This window comes from Microcystis sp. Msp_OC_L_20101000_S702, assembly GCF_007095705.1.
Taxonomy (GTDB): Bacteria; Cyanobacteriota; Cyanobacteriia; order Cyanobacteriales; family Microcystaceae; genus Microcystis; species Microcystis ichthyoblabe_A.
The window spans coordinates 1-16115 of the sequence record NZ_SFBO01000012.1; the positions used below are offsets into that span (position 1 = coordinate 1).

General features: G+C 41.0%; 18 protein-coding genes and 1 pseudogene. 14 read left to right on the forward strand and 5 right to left on the reverse strand.

What is annotated here, in order from left to right; all coding sequences use genetic code 11:
- The first annotated feature begins 264 nt into the window (after positions 1 to 264).
- From EWV60_RS00995 to EWV60_RS01005, 3 genes and pseudogenes are all read left to right on the forward strand, one after another.
- On the forward strand, positions 265 to 609 hold the full coding sequence (locus EWV60_RS00995; RefSeq protein ID WP_287230323.1) for a hypothetical protein: 345 nt from the start codon (positions 265 to 267) through the stop codon (positions 607 to 609).
- Between the two features lie 14 nt (positions 610 to 623).
- Positions 624 to 869, forward strand: a pseudogene (locus EWV60_RS01000) (pentapeptide repeat-containing protein); the annotation flags it as partial.
- Between the two features lie 66 nt (positions 870 to 935).
- Positions 936 to 1403, forward strand: coding sequence for a retroviral-like aspartic protease family protein (locus EWV60_RS01005; protein ID WP_287230325.1), 468 nt, complete (start codon positions 936 to 938; stop codon positions 1401 to 1403).
- On the opposite strand, the gene EWV60_RS01010 is transcribed toward EWV60_RS01005, so the two are convergent.
- The gene (locus EWV60_RS01010) at positions 1398 to 3059 is read right to left on the reverse strand and encodes a M14 family metallopeptidase (RefSeq protein WP_287230328.1); all 1662 of its coding nucleotides are present in this window, start codon (positions 3057 to 3059) and stop codon (positions 1398 to 1400) included. The two genes, EWV60_RS01005 and EWV60_RS01010, sit on opposite strands and share 6 nt — an antisense overlap.
- Before the next feature lie 70 nt (positions 3060 to 3129).
- Between EWV60_RS01010 and EWV60_RS01015 the strand changes: the two genes are divergently transcribed.
- On the forward strand, positions 3130 to 3342 hold the full coding sequence (locus EWV60_RS01015) for a hypothetical protein (protein WP_002758960.1): 213 nt from the start codon (positions 3130 to 3132) through the stop codon (positions 3340 to 3342).
- Here EWV60_RS01015 and EWV60_RS01020 read toward each other — a convergent pair.
- Positions 3339 to 4085: a circadian clock KaiB family protein gene (locus tag EWV60_RS01020; RefSeq protein ID WP_002773939.1), complete on the reverse strand. Its 747-nt coding sequence runs from the start codon at positions 4083 to 4085 to the stop codon at positions 3339 to 3341. The two genes, EWV60_RS01015 and EWV60_RS01020, sit on opposite strands and share 4 nt — an antisense overlap.
- 90 nt (positions 4086 to 4175) lie before the next feature.
- Complete coding sequence (locus EWV60_RS01025) at positions 4176 to 5447, reverse strand: type IV pilus twitching motility protein PilT (protein WP_287230333.1); 1272 nt, start codon at positions 5445 to 5447, stop codon at positions 4176 to 4178.
- Between the two features lie 278 nt (positions 5448 to 5725).
- Between EWV60_RS01025 and EWV60_RS01030 the strand changes: the two genes are divergently transcribed.
- Genes EWV60_RS01030 through EWV60_RS01040 form a run of 3 tightly spaced genes read left to right on the forward strand, consistent with a single transcriptional unit; the run spans position 5726 to position 6896 of the window.
- Entirely contained in the window at positions 5726 to 6490 is a 765-nt protein-coding gene (locus tag EWV60_RS01030; RefSeq protein ID WP_287230335.1) for a hypothetical protein, read from the forward strand.
- On the forward strand, positions 6487 to 6684 hold the full coding sequence (locus tag EWV60_RS01035; RefSeq protein ID WP_262382319.1) for a PIN domain-containing protein: 198 nt from the start codon (positions 6487 to 6489) through the stop codon (positions 6682 to 6684). Before EWV60_RS01030 ends, EWV60_RS01035 begins: the two co-directional genes overlap by 4 nt.
- Positions 6681 to 6896: a PIN domain-containing protein gene (locus EWV60_RS01040; RefSeq protein WP_353734369.1), complete on the forward strand. Its 216-nt coding sequence runs from the start codon at positions 6681 to 6683 to the stop codon at positions 6894 to 6896. The genes EWV60_RS01035 and EWV60_RS01040 overlap by 4 nt, the downstream gene beginning before the upstream one ends.
- Here EWV60_RS01040 and EWV60_RS01045 read toward each other — a convergent pair whose 3' ends face one another.
- Positions 6897 to 7955 carry a potassium channel family protein gene (locus EWV60_RS01045; RefSeq protein ID WP_002803175.1) on the reverse strand — a complete coding sequence of 353 codons (1059 nt, stop codon included), beginning with the start codon at positions 7953 to 7955 and terminating at the stop codon, positions 6897 to 6899.
- A 126-nt stretch (positions 7956 to 8081) separates the two neighbouring features.
- Here EWV60_RS01045 and EWV60_RS01050 point away from each other — a divergent pair, with 126 nt between their 5' ends.
- From EWV60_RS01050 to EWV60_RS01060, 3 genes are all read left to right on the forward strand, one after another.
- Positions 8082 to 9365 carry an aspartate aminotransferase family protein gene (locus tag EWV60_RS01050; RefSeq protein WP_287230342.1) on the forward strand — a complete coding sequence of 428 codons (1284 nt, stop codon included), beginning with the start codon at positions 8082 to 8084 and terminating at the stop codon, positions 9363 to 9365.
- Positions 9366 to 9610: 245 nt separating this feature from the next.
- Positions 9611 to 10306, forward strand: coding sequence for a Uma2 family endonuclease (locus tag EWV60_RS01055; protein ID WP_069475214.1), 696 nt, complete (start codon positions 9611 to 9613; stop codon positions 10304 to 10306).
- 3 nt (positions 10307 to 10309) lie between these two features.
- Positions 10310 to 12445, forward strand: a complete 2136-nt coding sequence (locus EWV60_RS01060; RefSeq protein WP_287230345.1) for an O-linked N-acetylglucosamine transferase, SPINDLY family protein — start codon at positions 10310 to 10312, stop codon at positions 12443 to 12445.
- A 468-nt stretch (positions 12446 to 12913) separates the two neighbouring features.
- Here EWV60_RS01060 and EWV60_RS01065 read toward each other — a convergent pair whose 3' ends face one another.
- Entirely contained in the window at positions 12914 to 13390 is a 477-nt protein-coding gene (locus tag EWV60_RS01065) for a pyroglutamyl-peptidase I family protein (protein WP_287230347.1), read from the reverse strand.
- A gap of 107 nt (positions 13391 to 13497) precedes the next feature.
- Here EWV60_RS01065 and EWV60_RS01070 point away from each other — a divergent pair, with 107 nt between their 5' ends.
- The 4 genes from EWV60_RS01070 to EWV60_RS01085 all read left to right on the forward strand — a co-directional run.
- The gene (locus EWV60_RS01070; RefSeq protein WP_287230349.1) at positions 13498 to 14553 is read left to right on the forward strand and encodes a metallophosphoesterase family protein; all 1056 of its coding nucleotides are present in this window, start codon (positions 13498 to 13500) and stop codon (positions 14551 to 14553) included.
- A 15-nt stretch (positions 14554 to 14568) separates the two neighbouring features.
- Positions 14569 to 15456 (forward strand): ParA family protein, encoded by an 888-nt coding sequence (locus tag EWV60_RS01075; protein WP_287230351.1) that lies wholly within the window; start codon positions 14569 to 14571, stop codon positions 15454 to 15456.
- 12 nt (positions 15457 to 15468) lie between these two features.
- On the forward strand, positions 15469 to 15813 hold the full coding sequence (locus EWV60_RS01080) for a TIGR03792 family protein (protein ID WP_103112502.1): 345 nt from the start codon (positions 15469 to 15471) through the stop codon (positions 15811 to 15813).
- A gap of 123 nt (positions 15814 to 15936) precedes the next feature.
- A partial coding sequence (locus EWV60_RS01085) for a GDP-mannose 4,6-dehydratase (protein ID WP_287230353.1) occupies positions 15937 to 16115 on the forward strand: 179 nt, incomplete at its 3' end.

Consider the following 16115-nt stretch of genomic DNA (forward strand, 5'->3'; position numbering starts at 1 on the left):
CATGATCAAGCTAGAGGTTTAAAGACTGATCGGGTTCCAATTATTTTTATTCATAAATATTTTACACAATTCATACCAGGTAAGCAAGAGAGCTACGCCACTACTACCGAATCATTACCCTAATATTTTAGACTAAATCCAGTTATTAAAAACTGATTATCTATCCCCACTTTTGCCTTTTGCCTTTTGCCTTTTGCCTATTGCCTATTGCCTATCCTGATATGTTACCTATACTCAACGGATTTAGTATTAGACGGTGTGGCGATGGAAGACTTGTTGGAGGAGTTGCTGCAAATTAAAACCAGTAAGGAACAATTAACTTTTTCTGTTTATAAATTAGTTAAAACCCTAAATCGTCCTGAAGTTTATGCGGGAGTAGCCACGGTTATTATTGAGCAAATCAGTAAATTATATAGTGATATTGCTGCCGCCTATGACACCCAATTATCACCATTAGAACCAGCAGTTAATCCTAGGTTTACCGCCGTTAATAATGCTGTCAACAACGAGGAAGATAATTCCTTAAGACGGGTGGTTAATAGCCTAGAAAATCATCTAGAGGCGGAGAGAATGCAAAAATTAATGTTTGCCGCCTATAAAAAATGTTGAGAAAATGATCGTATCGAGCTAATCTTAGTCAAGCTAATTTTCAAGCGGCAAGAATGAATCATGCTGACTTAAGAAAGGCTAATCTTTCAGGAGTTAATCTTAGGGAAGCGGATTTAATCGATGTTTTCTTTGCTAGAGCAAATCTCACCAGTGCTGATTTAAGTAATGCCAATCTAACTGGTGCCGAGTTAATGAGTGCTAATCTCATGGGAGTTAACTTCTGCGGTGCAATTGTGCCGGATGGCTGGATTAATAATTAAAATTACTAGACAGTTTTTTTGGCAGTTATTCTGGTATAATTCAGGGGTAGAATTGAGGGTAGTATTATGGTTGATCCAGCAATTATTACAGAAGATATGGGCAAAATCTACACCAGTATTACAGTTATTAATCGCGCCGATCAAATTTTAGCAGCAGCGGCTGTGATCTCTCCCGATCAAATTCGCTCTCTTACCCTAGAAAATGTCTTGGTAGATACGGGAGCAACTACTGTTTGTCTGGTGCCAGAAGTAATCTCCCGCTTGGGTTTACAGCTTTTAAAAGAAGTAGATGTGGCTACGGCTAAAGGCATAGGAAAAGCGAGAATTTTTCGCGATGCTACCTTGATTATTGCGGGACGAGAAGGGACTTTTGAATGTTTGGAATTACCCAGAGGTCAAAACAATTTATTAGGAGTAATTCCTTTAGAAGCTTTGGGATTAGAACCAGATCTTCGCAGCCAAAAATTGCGAGTTTTACCCACGGAATCCCACGAGACTTATTTAACAATTTTATCGAACCAAATAGCTCTATAAAATCACTTTTTGTCTGACTGTCCCGGCTCTTTCAGCTATAGCGATAATCTCGATTTCTTGACCAGAAACTCCCTTAATCACCCATTCCACCGTACAGCGATAATCTAAACCGTGAGCGAGGCTACTATATACTTTATTTGATCGCCCTTCTAAGTGACCGATTTCCTGCTCTAATTTTCCCACTATTAAACTCACCTCATCGGCCAAATTTAACTTGACTTGAATGGGACGAACGATCTTTCTTTCCAGTGCTTTTTTACTGGTATAAGTGGGTAAAAATCCCTGATTTTCTAACTGTAAAACCAGATGATAAATACCATTTCCCTCCGACTTCAGATCAAGACGAGAGATAGCTAAAAGAGGTGACATTAAAGCATGGGCAATAGTAAACTGACATTGTTTTTCACATAAATCTGGTAAATACTTTTCTGGGGCATTTTGCCAGACATTTTTAAAGTCCCAACCGCCAATTTCCACCTCTCCCAATTGGGGATGATCAAAACTTTGCCAATTAATAAAACCCTTTCCCGCCAAATTCTCATCATTCCAACGCTGTAACTTCAATTCATCTTCCAAAGGATGCCAGCGAAACCATTGAATATAATCATCTTTTTTTACTCCTGCTTGGGTGGGTGCATCCCATAACTCCACCGTAAAACCATACCAACCAAAATGGTCGTAACCGTAATCATCCATGGCACCGTTAGTCACTTCTTTGGGATGATAACGAAAATCGTGATAGACAGAAACGCATTCATAACCAGTCATTGCTTTTCCCTTATCAGCAATATATTTATACATTTCTAAGTCTTCCACGGGGAAATATTCATCGGGATGGGTGCTATAGGGACGCAACATGACTGCGGAATAGGTATGATAGGTAACGAAGCCATTAATATTGGTGTTATTTGCCCAAAATTTGGCTTCTGCACGGGTTTCTGGCTCCGAAAAAGGAAAATCTCCAGCCCCCTGTTGTTCCCCTTCAGGAACCCAATAAACAGGATAATTGCGGTTAAAATCCAGGCCTTCTAGGGTGGGGGCAGTGGTAAAATTATAGCCATCGTAATCGCGGATTAAACCTTCGGTGAGCAAAGTGTAAAAAGTTCCCTCAAATTCCTCCGGTTCGCGACGCTCCATAATGCGAGGATCTTGGTCAGAAATTTTCCAAGCGCCACAGGTATCTTTTTGGCGCATTTGTAGGATTAAACCATCGCCGTTAATATCTTCAGGATATAGCCCCGGTTTCTCATCCGTGTGGGGATAGGGGCGAATACTTGATCGTAACATATAGGGAGTGGTGAGATATTTTTCCGCTCCATCCACGGCTAATCGCGGCAAAATATAGACAGTGTAATGGTCAAGAAGTCTGGTAATTTGGGAATTATGACCGTATTGGCGCAAAAGATGAGCGATAGTGTAGAGAGCGACGGCAGAGCCTGTTACTTCCCCCGCATGGGTGTTAGCATCGATCCAATAGGCAGGTTTTTCTAAATAATGGCCTGTGGCTTGATTTGTTAGGGTAGTTAACCAGATATCTCGATTTTCGTAGCTTTTACCGATCGAGGTGAGGCTAATTAAATTAGGATAGGATGAAGCTAGGTTTTTCAGGAAAGAAACTAATTCGGTGTAGGGGTAATAGTGGCTAAAATCAAACATAATCTTCTGCAACTAAAAAAAGGAGTCTTGGGTTAATTTGACAAAATATAGGATGATAACAGTAAAAACTATGGATAGTCAAGATATTGCTCGCTATATTGAAGAAACTAACGGTATTTCCAAGCCTTGGCTGTTGGTGCAATTGCGTCTCAAAAAACTGCAAGAACGTCGCGCCAGTCTTTCCCAACAGGAATATATCCAAGAATTGGATGATATTCAGCAAGACTTAATGAAATTGGGCGAATGGTGGCGGGGGATTGAGTCAGAAGTCTTTAACCCCTAAGAGGTGGCGATAATCTGTAATACTCGCGGTAAATCCTCAAATTCGCCGATGATGCGTTTCACCGGTTGCGGCCAAACCCGGACTAAAGTGGGAATAGCAGAGACATGATTAGATTCTGCTTGTTCTGGATGTTTAGAGATATCGATCACTTTCAGGGTATAGGGATGGTGTAATTCTCGTTCTAGAAGCTGATGGATCGATTCTAGGGTGTGTTTAGTATTGGCATTATTACCGGAGACAAATAACCGCAAAACATAACCCTTGGGACTAGGATTGGTATAGTCAGAGTCAGCATTAATCCCTGAAGTGGTTGGGTGGCGCTCCTGATAACGGAGAATCAGATCGTGGGATTGCCAAAGTTGGGGAAACTGCTGACGATAGGTTTCTAAGATAGTGGGATTAGAGGATTGTTCCTGCCAGGGTACAGTAAACCAAGCTCGATCGTCCGTGGCGAAAATAGCATTTAATAAAGGCTGATAGCGACGGACAAGGGGATAGACTTCGGCTCTAGTATGAATACGGTGACTGTAGGGATCTCGCCAGCGATCGATGGTAGCAGTAAAACTAGGAACTAAAAAATGGGGGGGTTCTGGCAACCCTAAAGCGGACTGGAGAGCAGCGCAGAGATTCAGATGCCAATGAGTTTGTTTATCAGGATCGATACAGTAAATTAGATCGCCCCCGGGGGTAAACAGGGCGATGCCTTTAAAAATATCGGGCAACACAATCGTGGAAGTGATCACTTGAGGGGTTCCCCTAGAGAATAAGTAGGAGCTTCTATTTTTCTAGCCTACTAAACTCTTGATCCCTGAAGAATTTCCTTCAGGGTTTTTCTAGATTCTACCCCGCATCATCATGGCCATTTCATTGGGGACCGGGGACATGGCCAAGGCGACCTCATCGGTAATCCGTCCCTCTTGATAGAGGCTAAACAGGGATTGATTAGTGGTAATCATGCCGTGGTATTCGCCGTCTCTCATTAATTCGATAATTTCGTCATTTTTGCCCCCGCGAATGTAATCTTTGACGGCCTCTGTATTGACGAGAATATCGTAAAAAGCGGTCCGTTTACCGTCGGTGGTGCGACATAAACCCTGGGAAATAATACAAACTAGGGATTCTGCGATCGCAACCAGCAGGGATTCCCGTTCCTCGGCACTATAAAGAGTTAAAATCCGGTCAAGGGTTTTTACAGCGCTGCTGGTGTGCAGGGTTCCCAGGACTAAGTGACCGGTTTGGGCAGCTTTCAGGGCAGTATTAACGGTGGCTTTGTCCCGCATCTCCCCCACCAGAATAATATCTGGGTCTTCCCGCAAACAGGCTTTTAGGGCATTATCGAACTCATGGGTGTGTATTCCCACTTCCCGTTGTTTGATCAAACTGCGACGACTTTTATGGATAAATTCGATCGGGTCTTCGATGGTGATAATATGTTTGGCTTGTTCTTTATTGATGTAATCGATCATGGCTGCTAGGGTGGTGGATTTCCCCGAACCCGTCGGACCGGTGATTAAAATCAATCCCTTCTGCACATCGCACACATCCCGAAACACTATCGGTAGGCCCAATTGTTCCATCGTGGGGATTTTCATGGGAATCAGACGCAAAACCATCCCCGGACCGCGCAGACTTTCAAAGATATTAATCCGCGCTCTAGCGAATTGGTACTGAGTCGCACCGTCAAATTCTAGGTCTTTTTTAAAGCGAAGGATTTCTTCTTCACCGAGGATTTCGCGTAACCAACTATAAAAAGTGTTGATGTCAATTTCAGGATAGTCGAGAATAATCATTTCGCCACGATCCCGCATCCGGGGTTGTTCTCCAACCCCGAGGTGAACGTCCGAATAACCCCGCTCAAAGGCAATCCGAACCAAATGCTCTAAGGTGGGTTGATTGGAAGCGCGACTTTGGGGAGAACGTGGTGGCGATATTTGACCATTTTGTGGCATATTAGGCACTTTTTTGGACTGCATCGCCACCTTTTGGCTCATTTCTTGATTTATCTCTGGTTTGGTTCCCTTGATTAACTCCGAGGGAGGTATCGGGATGGAGGGAACCGGCAGCGGCTGCAGTGATCGCGAGGAAGAATTGGGATTTTGACTCATTTTTGAACTCTCAAAAATTAATTATGCCAGAACTCTATAGTACAAATTATCTAAGTAAGCTGCAAGGCTGATAGATTGAGGATTAAGGAGCCAGTAGTTTCCAAGTCAGTATTCAGGCTCTCTTGGATTTGGTGGGTAAAGTATATTCTAAGATACATTCCTCCTAGCGAGGGGGTGGAACGAACCACAAAGACACAAAGGACACAAAGATTGATCGATCCGATGTAAGTTAAACTTATCACACAGAACCTAGAAGAGCCGTTTTAGGAGAGGTAAATATGATGAATAGTCTGCCCAGTTCAGTCGAACGGGAAAATTTAGGACAATTTTTGTTAGAAAACCTGCAAAATATTACAGATAAACTCGATCAAATTGTCACCGATTCTGATCGGATAATACTGGATAATTTACTACAAGAAACTCAGATTTTACTTGAGCAAGTTAAGGATAACTCTAAAACTTATCAAGCAAGAGCCGATATATTTTGTCAAATTAATCAACTATGGTTTCAGGTATGGAAACAATATAAGAATGAGATTTCGGCAATAAATTTGATTGAGATTATCAATGAATTTACCGATAGAGTAACTGCCTATAATCAATTATTTATCGGCCTTGCTCAGATCAATGAGGGAAAGACTGGTGAGGAAAAAGCCGATTTAATCAGAGTGGTGGAAGGTTCACTCCTTATCTCGGAAACGATAGATGTGTTTATTGATATGTTTGCCGATTCAGAATTAGAGCAAATTTACCAGGGAGCTAAAAATGCTCTATCGGTTTCTAATCGTACTATAACCGAATATTTCCAAGATACTGACAAATCTTTAGTCACCCAACTGAGAGCCTATTACAGTTTAATAATTTTCAGAATTCAAGAGCGATTTAATCCTAGTAATGTATCTTTAGAAACTACTTCTCATTCCCTAACAGATGATTTAAGCGATCTTGATCCTTGGACAAGAAACTTAGTGGGGGTTGTCGATTTAGGATCAGAAGACCCAAAAGAATCGTATATTGATTATTTAGTGGAGAAGTATCGGTGAAACGAGTCCTATTCGATAGTGATGTATTGCTAGATGTTTTGTGTAAGCGTGAACCACATTTTCAAGCATCTGTACAAGCATTAAATACAGTTAAGACAGGTAAAACTCAAGGATATATTTCTGGTCATGCCGTCACTAATATTTATTATATTTTGTCTAAACAAAACGGAAGGAAAGCTCAAGAAAATTGGTGATAAGTCTTCTAGAGAATTTGCAAGTTGCTAGGGTGACAGATGCAATAATTAGGCAAGCATTGACAAGTCAGATGAAAGATTTTGAAGATGCCGTTACCAGTGCCGTTGCTGAATCAGAAAAGCTAGAAATAATCATAACGCGAAACCTAAGAGATTTTGCCGCTTCCCCTGTTCCCGCAATGGTACCAGCCGATTTTTTATCGATTCTTTAACTAATGTTTCGGTAAACGTAAACCATCCGATCGCATAGGGATTAAAATCTGAGTTAAACTGCGTAATTGTTCGGCCGTTCCCATACAAATTAATAAATCCCCGGCCATTAATTCCGTATCGCCAGTCGGTCCCCCGATTAGCGTACCATCAGCGCGACGTATAGCCAAAACTAAGGCCCCCGATCGAGATCTTAAATGTGCTTGACTAAGACTTAAACCCACACAGGGACAAGTCCTCGGATCGATTAAAAATTCCTCCATATAAAACGATCGATCGGTTCCAGTTAAAATACCATCGACAAAATCCATCACCTGCGGTCGTAGGGCTGCGGCCGCTAATCTTCTGCCGCCGGTAATATAGGGAGATACCACCGCATCGGCCCCGGCCCGTTGTAATTTTTGTACTGCTTCCTCGGTACTGGCCCTAGCAATGGCGCGAATTTTCGGATTAAGAGTTTTAGCAGACAAAACTGTATATAAATTCTCCGCATCGGAAGTTAAAGCGGCCACAATACAAATAGCGCGTTCAATTCCTGCCATTTGTAAAGATTTATCTAAGGTGGCATCTCCTTGAACAACAATATAATTTAATTCTTTCGCCCGATTTACCTGTAGGGGGTCTGTATCAATAACTACAAAAGGAATATTTTCTGCGTAAAATTCGATCGCTACCTGTCTGCCTGTGCGACCCAAACCACAGATGATATAATGTTCCGATAGTCGATCGATCAAGCGTTTCTCCTGTCTCTGTTTGAGTCCCTCTTGAAAATAGCCTTGAATTAAAGCTTCGGTCAAGCGATTAACAATATAACCGATGCTGACTACTCCCATGATAATCAAAACCATTGTAAACAATCGTCCCCGTTCACCTAGTGGATTAATTTCGCCAAAACCGACGGTAGCGAGGGTACTAATCGTCATATAGGCCGAATCTAGCCAACTCCAACCCTCGATCAGATGATACCAAAGCGTACCCAGCAAAAATACCACAATCAGGGCAAAAATTCCCCCGATTAATTCCTGACGCAGACGACGATATTTATCTTCACTGATAGACAAGCAAAATTCACCCCTAACACTGTCTAGTAACTTACAATGAAATCAGTTTTTAATCTAAATAACCCGTCCTTCTCAGACGGATTTGATTATAATTTCCCCTATGTCTAATCGCGCAGGAGTTCCCCAGTGAGTCCAGAAACCCTTTTAGAACCAACCCTAGTTGATCCCACTCCCAATTTAAACCCGAATCAACCCTTCGATCCAGATAGTTTTAACAGCTATGTGATGAATACTTATGGTCGTTTTCCCATTGCGATCGCCAAAGGGTTAGGCTGTCTCCTCTGGGATACTTCTGGGAAACAATACCTTGATTTTGTCGCGGGAATTGCCACCTGTACCCTCGGTCACGCGCACCCTGCTTTAATTGAAGTGGTTAGTCAGCAAATCCAAAAACTCCATCATGTCTCGAATTTATACTATATTCCCGAACAAGGAGAACTAGCTAAATGGATTGTCGATCATTCCTGCGCTGATAAAGTCTTTTTCTGTAATTCTGGTGCGGAAGCAAACGAAGCGGCGATTAAATTAGTACGAAAATATGCCCATACGGTGCTAGATTTCCTCGAACAGCCAGTTATTCTAACCGCTCACGCTAGTTTTCACGGCCGCACTTTAGCTACCATCACCGCAACCGGTCAACCGAAGTACCAAAAAGACTTTGAACCCCTGATGCCGGGGTTTGCCTATATTCCCTATAATGATATCGAAGCGGTGGAAAATGCGATCGCTGATCTCGATGAGGGTAATCGTCGGGTGGCTGCGATTATGTTGGAACCGCTGCAGGGTGAAGGGGGAGTTCGTCCGGGGGATATCGAATATTTCCAACGTTTACGGCAAATTTGCGACGAAAATAACATTTTGCTTGTCTTTGATGAAGTACAGGTGGGAGTCGGAAGAACTGGTAAACTCTGGGGTTATGAGAATTTAGGAGTGGAACCGGATATTTTCACTTCTGCTAAGGGTTTAGCGGGTGGTATTCCCATCGGTGCGATGATGTGCAGAAAATTCTGTGATGTGTTTGAACCGGGTAGTCATGCGAGTACCTTTGGAGGTAATCCTTTCGCTTGTGCCTCAGCTTTAACAGTATTACAAACCATTGAACGGGATCATCTTCTCGAAAATGTCCAGCAGCGAGGGGAACAATTACGCAGCCGTTTACGCGTGATTGCTTCTCAATATCCCCATCTATTTGTCGATGTGCGCGGTTGGGGTTTAATTAATGGTCTGGAAATTAATTCAGAAAGTGAGTTGGTTTCATCTACTATTGTTAATGCAGCCTTGGCCGAGGGTTTATTAATTGCTCCCGCAGGTCCGAAAGTCCTCCGTTTTGTACCGCCTTTAATTGTCTCGGAAACAGAAGTAGATGAGGCGATGGATAAGCTAGAAGCAGCCATCGCTAAAGTGGTTTAATTTCAGTTATCAGTTATCAGTTATCAGTTATCAGATGTAAGTTTTAAGTTGACAGTTTCCAGAACGTAGGTTAGGTTGAAGCATGAAACCCAACGCCTGCATAGTTTACGCTACCGCTAACCCATCCTACAAATAATTGTGCCTCCCTACTTATCAGTCAATTGTTTTTGAGCTTTATCCCCCTAACTGTCACTTTTTCACTGGACTAGGGGAGGATAAATCTACTGTTGTTCGGGGCAAATAAAATGATCACTTCTGAACCTATTTATTCTCTCCCTAAAACCCCTCCTTTAGAAAATGGTGATCAACTAAGTCGCCAGGAATTTGAGCGTCGTTATCAGAACTTTTCTGAAGTAAAAAAAGCCGAATTAATTGAAGGGATAGTTTATATGTCCTCTCCTGTACGAGTGCAGAGTCATGGAGAACCTCATTCTGATATTTTAACTTGGTTAGGGGTCTATAAAGCTGCCACAATTGGGGTAATGTCTGCGGATAATACTACAGTGCGTCTGGACGCAGATAATGAGGTACAACCGGATGCTTTACTAAGAATTAAAATTGCTGGACAATCAACTATTAGTGACGATGATTATATCGAAGGTGCGCCGGAATTAATCCTAGAAATCGCCGCTTCTACTGCTTCCTATGATCTCCACAATAAATGGCGAGTTTATCGTCGTAATCAAGTGCAAGAATATCTTGTTTGGCGAGTTTATGAACGTCAATTAGATTGGTTCCGATTAAATGCTGGAGAATATATTAAACTTGAACCCGATAGTCGAGAGATAATTTACTCGCAGGGTTTCCCCGGTCTTTGGTTAGATGTTAATGCTTTATTAGCGGGTAACTTGGGACAGGTTTTGACTGTTTTACAGCAAGGTTTAGCCAGTCAAGAACATCAAGATTTTCTGAAAATATTATCTCAAAAAACTGATAACTGATTTATGTGGCATCCTGACGCTTATCAAGCTTTAATTGCCGAAGATTATCCTCAAGTTGCGGCAATCTACGAGGAACTAATCGATAACAATCCCGAAAATATTTCTGACTATTGGTACTTGGGAGTTGCCTATCTTCTGCAAAATTTAGAAGCAGAAGCGCAGGTGATGTGGCAAAGTATTTTAAGCGAAGGCAATCCAGAACAAGTTAAGCAATGGCAAGCAGAATTAGAAGCGGTTTTAGACGCAGAAGCGCGACGACAACAAAGAAAAGGTGATCTGGCAGCTGTAGAATATTTTCGCTATCATCTACAGGAAATTGTTCCCAAGTCAATTAATAATTTATTAGCTTTATTCGACTTAGCTTTAGATTTAGAAATATTTGATCCTGAAGAACTACTTAATTATCCTATTCAAGACAATCTCAGATCTAATCCCGATCGAGAATTGCTTTTAAATGTAGTTCTCAAAAGTCTTTTATATCCCCACGAATTAACTTTAGATTTAGCTCAAGCAAGTTTACCCTATCTAGAGGAATTAGCCGATAGTTTTATCCCGCAAGCTTTTCAGATAGCAGCACGAGTCACCAACGAGCAACAAAGTCCCACTTTTGGAGTGGAAATTATTAAACTTTGTCTGCAATTAAGACCAAATGATCTGAGTCTTTTGGAACAATTGGTTAACCTCTATATTTTAGCAGAAGACTTTGATAATTCTTTGATAACTGCCTATCAATTCCGAGAAATTTGTCTAACTCCAACCCTAAAGTTATACAGTAATTATCTGATTTTGTTAATACTTTTGCGCTGGGGAGTTTGGCAAGAAATTGCTCATATTTATCAAGAATATCATGATTTATTACAGGAATTAACCCGTCAGAAAAATATCACTTTAGAACCGATTATTAAAACTAGCTTTCTCAATGTTTCTAGTCCCCTACCCTACCTAGGCGATCGAGCCTTAGCCAACCGAAAATTAACTAATTGCGTCGCCGAAATTTTCCTTGATAATAATAGTTTAAAAACTCCTTTGTTTAGGATCAAAAAAGTTCAAGAAAAACTAACGATTGGTTATCTTGCTAGTACCTTAAAACATCATTCTGTCGGTTGGTTAAGTCGTTGGTTAATTCACCATCATGATCGAGAAAAATTGCAAATAGCCATCTATACTATTAACCAAGAAGAAGATGAAATTACCCGTCAATGGTTCCGGGATAGCCGAGATATTATCCGTCATTTTCCCTACGCTCAAAATCCCCTAGAAGTTGCCCAACAAATTCAACAGGATCAGATAGATATTCTAGTAGATTTAGATAGTTTAACCCATAATCTCACCAATCAGATTATGGACCAGAAACCCGCAGCAAAACAAGTGACTTGGTTAGGTTGGGATGCTTCTGGATTAGCAACTATTGATTACTATATCGCCGATCCCTACGTTTTACCCCAGCAAGCGGAGGCATATTATCGAGAAAAAATCTATCGTTTACCAGAGACATATTTAGCAGTGGATGGTTTTGAAATCGGTACTCCTAATCTCCGTCGAGAAGATTTAGAAATTCCCCCCGATGCTACCATCTATTTTTCCGCACAAAGTGGCATGAAACGTCATCCTGATACTATTAAACTTCAGATGAAAATTCTCGCACAAGTCCCTAATAGTTATTTTCTGATTAAGGGAGTCGGTAAGACTGAAAAAATTCAAGAATTATTTACTGAAATAGCGATTCGGGAGGGAGTTAATCCCCAAAGATTGCGGTTTTTACCGAGAGATATCGATGAATATACCCATCGCGCTAATTTACAGATTGCCGATGTGGTGTTAGATACCTATCCCTACAATGGTGCTACCACCACCTTAGAAGTTTTATGGCAAGGAATCCCTTTAGTTACATTGGTAGGAGAACAATTTTCCGCCCGCAATAGTTATACTTTTATGATTAATGCTGGTATTGAAGCCGGAATTGGCTGGAATGAGGCAGAATATATCGACTGGGGAGTAAAATTAGGACTCGATCGCTCCCTTCGTCAAGACATCAGCCATCAACTGTTAGGAAATCGTGACACAGCCCCGCTCTGGCAAGGGAAAAAATTCGCTCAAAATATGGAAAATGCCTATTTAAAAATCTGGGAGGGAAGTTGATAATGAGAAAGTTATCCGCAATCACTATCGAATCTGGGCAAGAAAAATTAAACTAATAGGAGTTTAACTGATGACAGCCGCAACTGAAAAAGATTTAAAAAGATTAGGTAGCCGTAGGGTACGTTCCCTAATGCAACTTCTACCACTCCACCAATAGATTTTTTGGGAACGTACCATGCACATTTATTAAAGCTGTGAGTCTAAGTGCGATGCCCCTCTTGTGGACCCAGTTGACGAATGTTAGCGAAGATTCCCAATGTTTAGGTTAAAATAGAGGGGCAAAAGTTGCAACTGGTTCAAGCCAATGATAGTAGGATCACCCCTCTACAGCAAAGAAGAATTTGCTCGACGTGGCAATGAGATTTATTAGACTCAGGTGCGCTCTCAAGTCGAGGAGGGCAATTATGGCAAAATACCAGTATATCCTTTTTCCTTTTTCCCTTGAAACTTACTCTCGAATTATATGAGCTAACGGCTAAGGGTGATAATTTTCTGAAAATCCCTTTGAATAATAGCAAAATTTTTATCAGTTAAAAGCGGCACATGAATGAATAAGGCTCTCGGATGATATTTTAAGACTTGAAAATATAATTCTTCGCAGACAAACTGACCGGCATTATCGCTGATATAACTATAGTTAAGGTTTTTAATTAAATCTGGCAAGGGAACTGGTGTCAATAACTTTTTTGTACTACTCCTAGCCTGAGATTCTAAACTTAAACGATAACGACTTTCCGCCATGCCACAACAAATAACTAAATCGGTTTTTTTGTCTTGAATAGCTTTGATAACTCGTTCACTGGCTCGATGAGTATTAACGGGAAGTTGACGCAAAAATAAAAGATTTTTTGGATAATTATCTTGAATAGATACTAACAAATCATCGGAGGAATTACTCCGATGATGGCATAACCAAGGCGCAAAAGAAGTTAAGAGAATTGTCAAGTTATCTCCTGATAGTTAATTGGGATAATCAACAAAAAAGCGATCGAAGGGACAAAAATTGCTACACTAACTGACATGACCTCAATTAAAGACGAGATTGATATTCTATGCAACGCCGTAAATTTTTGCTTATTAGTGGCAGTTTAGGCGGTTTTAGCTTGGCAGCTTGCGCTCATCAGATTTTACAGCCTGTTACTTCCAAAAATCCCCCTGAGTCGGCTGTTAAACAAGCACAAAAGGCGAAAAAAGTCAAGATAATCGTGATTAGTGACCTTAATAGTCAATACGGTTCCACTACTTACGATCCCGAAATCGATCGAGCTATTCCTTTAATTATCAATCATAAACCCGATCTGGTTCTCTGTGGTGGCGACATGGTGGCAGGACAAAAAAGCAGCTTGACAGAGGTAGCAATTAACGCTATGTGGTCGGCCTTTGATCACCATATCGCCGCGCCCCTGCGAGCTGCTAAAATACCCTTTGGTTTTACCATCGGTAATCATGACGCTTCTGGAGCTTTATCCGCAGGAAAATTTATCTATGCTAAGGAGAGAAAACTAGCCCAAGATTATTGGCAAAACCCCCAACATAATACAAGTTTAAATTTTATCGATAAAACTGGCTTTCCTTTTTATTATACTTTCACTCAAAATGGCATATTCTATCTAGTTTGGGATGCCTCCACTCATTTAATCTCTCGGAAACAACTAAATTGGGCGGCAAAAAACTTGAGTAGTAGCGACGCTAAAAATGCTATAATGCGGCTAGTAATCGGTCATTTACCCCTCTACGGTATTGCCGTGGGCAGAAATCGACCGGGGGATTATTTAGCCGATGCCGAGCAATTAAGAGCGTTTTTAGAGGCTCATCAGGTGCATACTTATATTAGTGGCCATGCTCACGCTTACTATCCGGGTAAACGGGGGCAGTTACAATTATTACACGCAGGAGCTTTAGGCAGTGGACCGCGACGGTTATTGAAGAGTGAACAAGCACCCAGAAAAACCCTAACAATTGTCGATATTAATCCCCATCAACAGGAGACAGTTTACACTACCTACGACATGAAAACCCAAGAAGCGATCGATATTACCAGTTTACCTCCTCTGATTATGGCTCCCAATGGGCAAGTTTTACGTCGAGATATTCCATCGGTTAACTAGAAAGGAATTCCCATAATGGCCACTGTCATCAGCACCGTTAATATGAAAGGAGGAGTAGGAAAAACTACCCTTACCGTCAATCTTGCCACCTGTTTAGCTAAATTTCAGCAAAAACGAGTCCTTGTCCTCGATTTAGATGCTCAAATCAGTGCGACTCTTAGCTTAATGTCCCCCCATGAATTTGCTCAACTGCGTCGCAAAAAACGCACTTTAAGCTATTTATTAGAAGCAATTATCAAACCCAATCCCTACAATAAATTAACTATTGATGATATTATCGTCCCTTCAGTCTGTGAAATTCAAGGCTTAGATATACTGCCAGGAGACATCGAGCTTTATGATGAATATGTCGTCTCAGAAACCCTGCACCATCAAGCAATTTTACAGGAAGATTTAGGCTTTGATCATGCTTGGAATAACCTAGAAAGAGTCTTAATTCAAAAAATCATTGACCCTATTCAAGACCGTTACGATTATATTATCATGGACTGCGCTCCGGGCTATAATCTTTTAACTCGTAGTGGTCTATGTAGCAGTCATTTTTATTTACTACCTGCCCGTCCAGAACCTTTATCAATTGTCGGCATTCAGCTATTAGAAAGAAGAATAGTTAAACTGAAAGCTAGTCATCAAGAAACTGACCCGATTAACCCCGGTTTACTCGGTATAGTTTTTATTCTTTCCGGTGGTGGTTTACTGAGTCGCTACTATAATCAAGTCATGCGCCGGGTACAACAGGATTTTCAAGCCCATCAAATTTTTGCTAATGCGATTCCTATGGATGTTAATGTAGCTAAAGCTGTGGATATGTTCGTGCCTGCGGTGGCAGCCATGCCCTCTTCTAGTGGTTCTAAAGCTTTTATGAAACTCACAGAAGAATTCTTGATCAAAACCAAAAAATAGGAGATAATTACTATGGTCATTGAGTGGTTAGAATTTCAAGTTAAACCCGAAGCGCGAGAAAAATTTATCCAAAAAGATCAAGAAATTTGGACAAAGTTTTTAGCAAAACAAGCGGGGTTTTTAGGTAAAGAAATTTGGATTAATCCCGCCATCGAGGAACAATTAATTATCGTTGTCCATTGGCAAACAGAAGAACAGTGGAAAGCTATCTCCAAAAATTTACTTGATGACACCGAAGCAAAATTTTCCCTAGCCATGGGAAAAGATAATTATCAATTAACCAAAGTCAAGGAATTTCAAGTCAGAAAATTTCGAGAAAATTGTCAGAACCATTTAGAATCTATGCAGCCTGGATAAAAAATAAATTCATCTTTTTGTCCCCTGTCAACCTAGCCAAACTTGTCCCCAGTGACTAAAGTGTGCTATAAGCAGTCAGACTCTTTATATGGTCTTTATTCTTTCCGATTAGGTAAATTACTGATGACTGAAGCTAAACGCGCCCTAATTACCGGCATCACCGGCCAAGATGGTTCCTATCTGAGCGAATTATTATTAGAAAAAGGCTATGAAGTCCACGGTATCATCCGTCGTACCTCAACTTTTAACACCGATCGCATCGATCATATCTACATTGACCCCCACCAGCCCGATGCTAAATT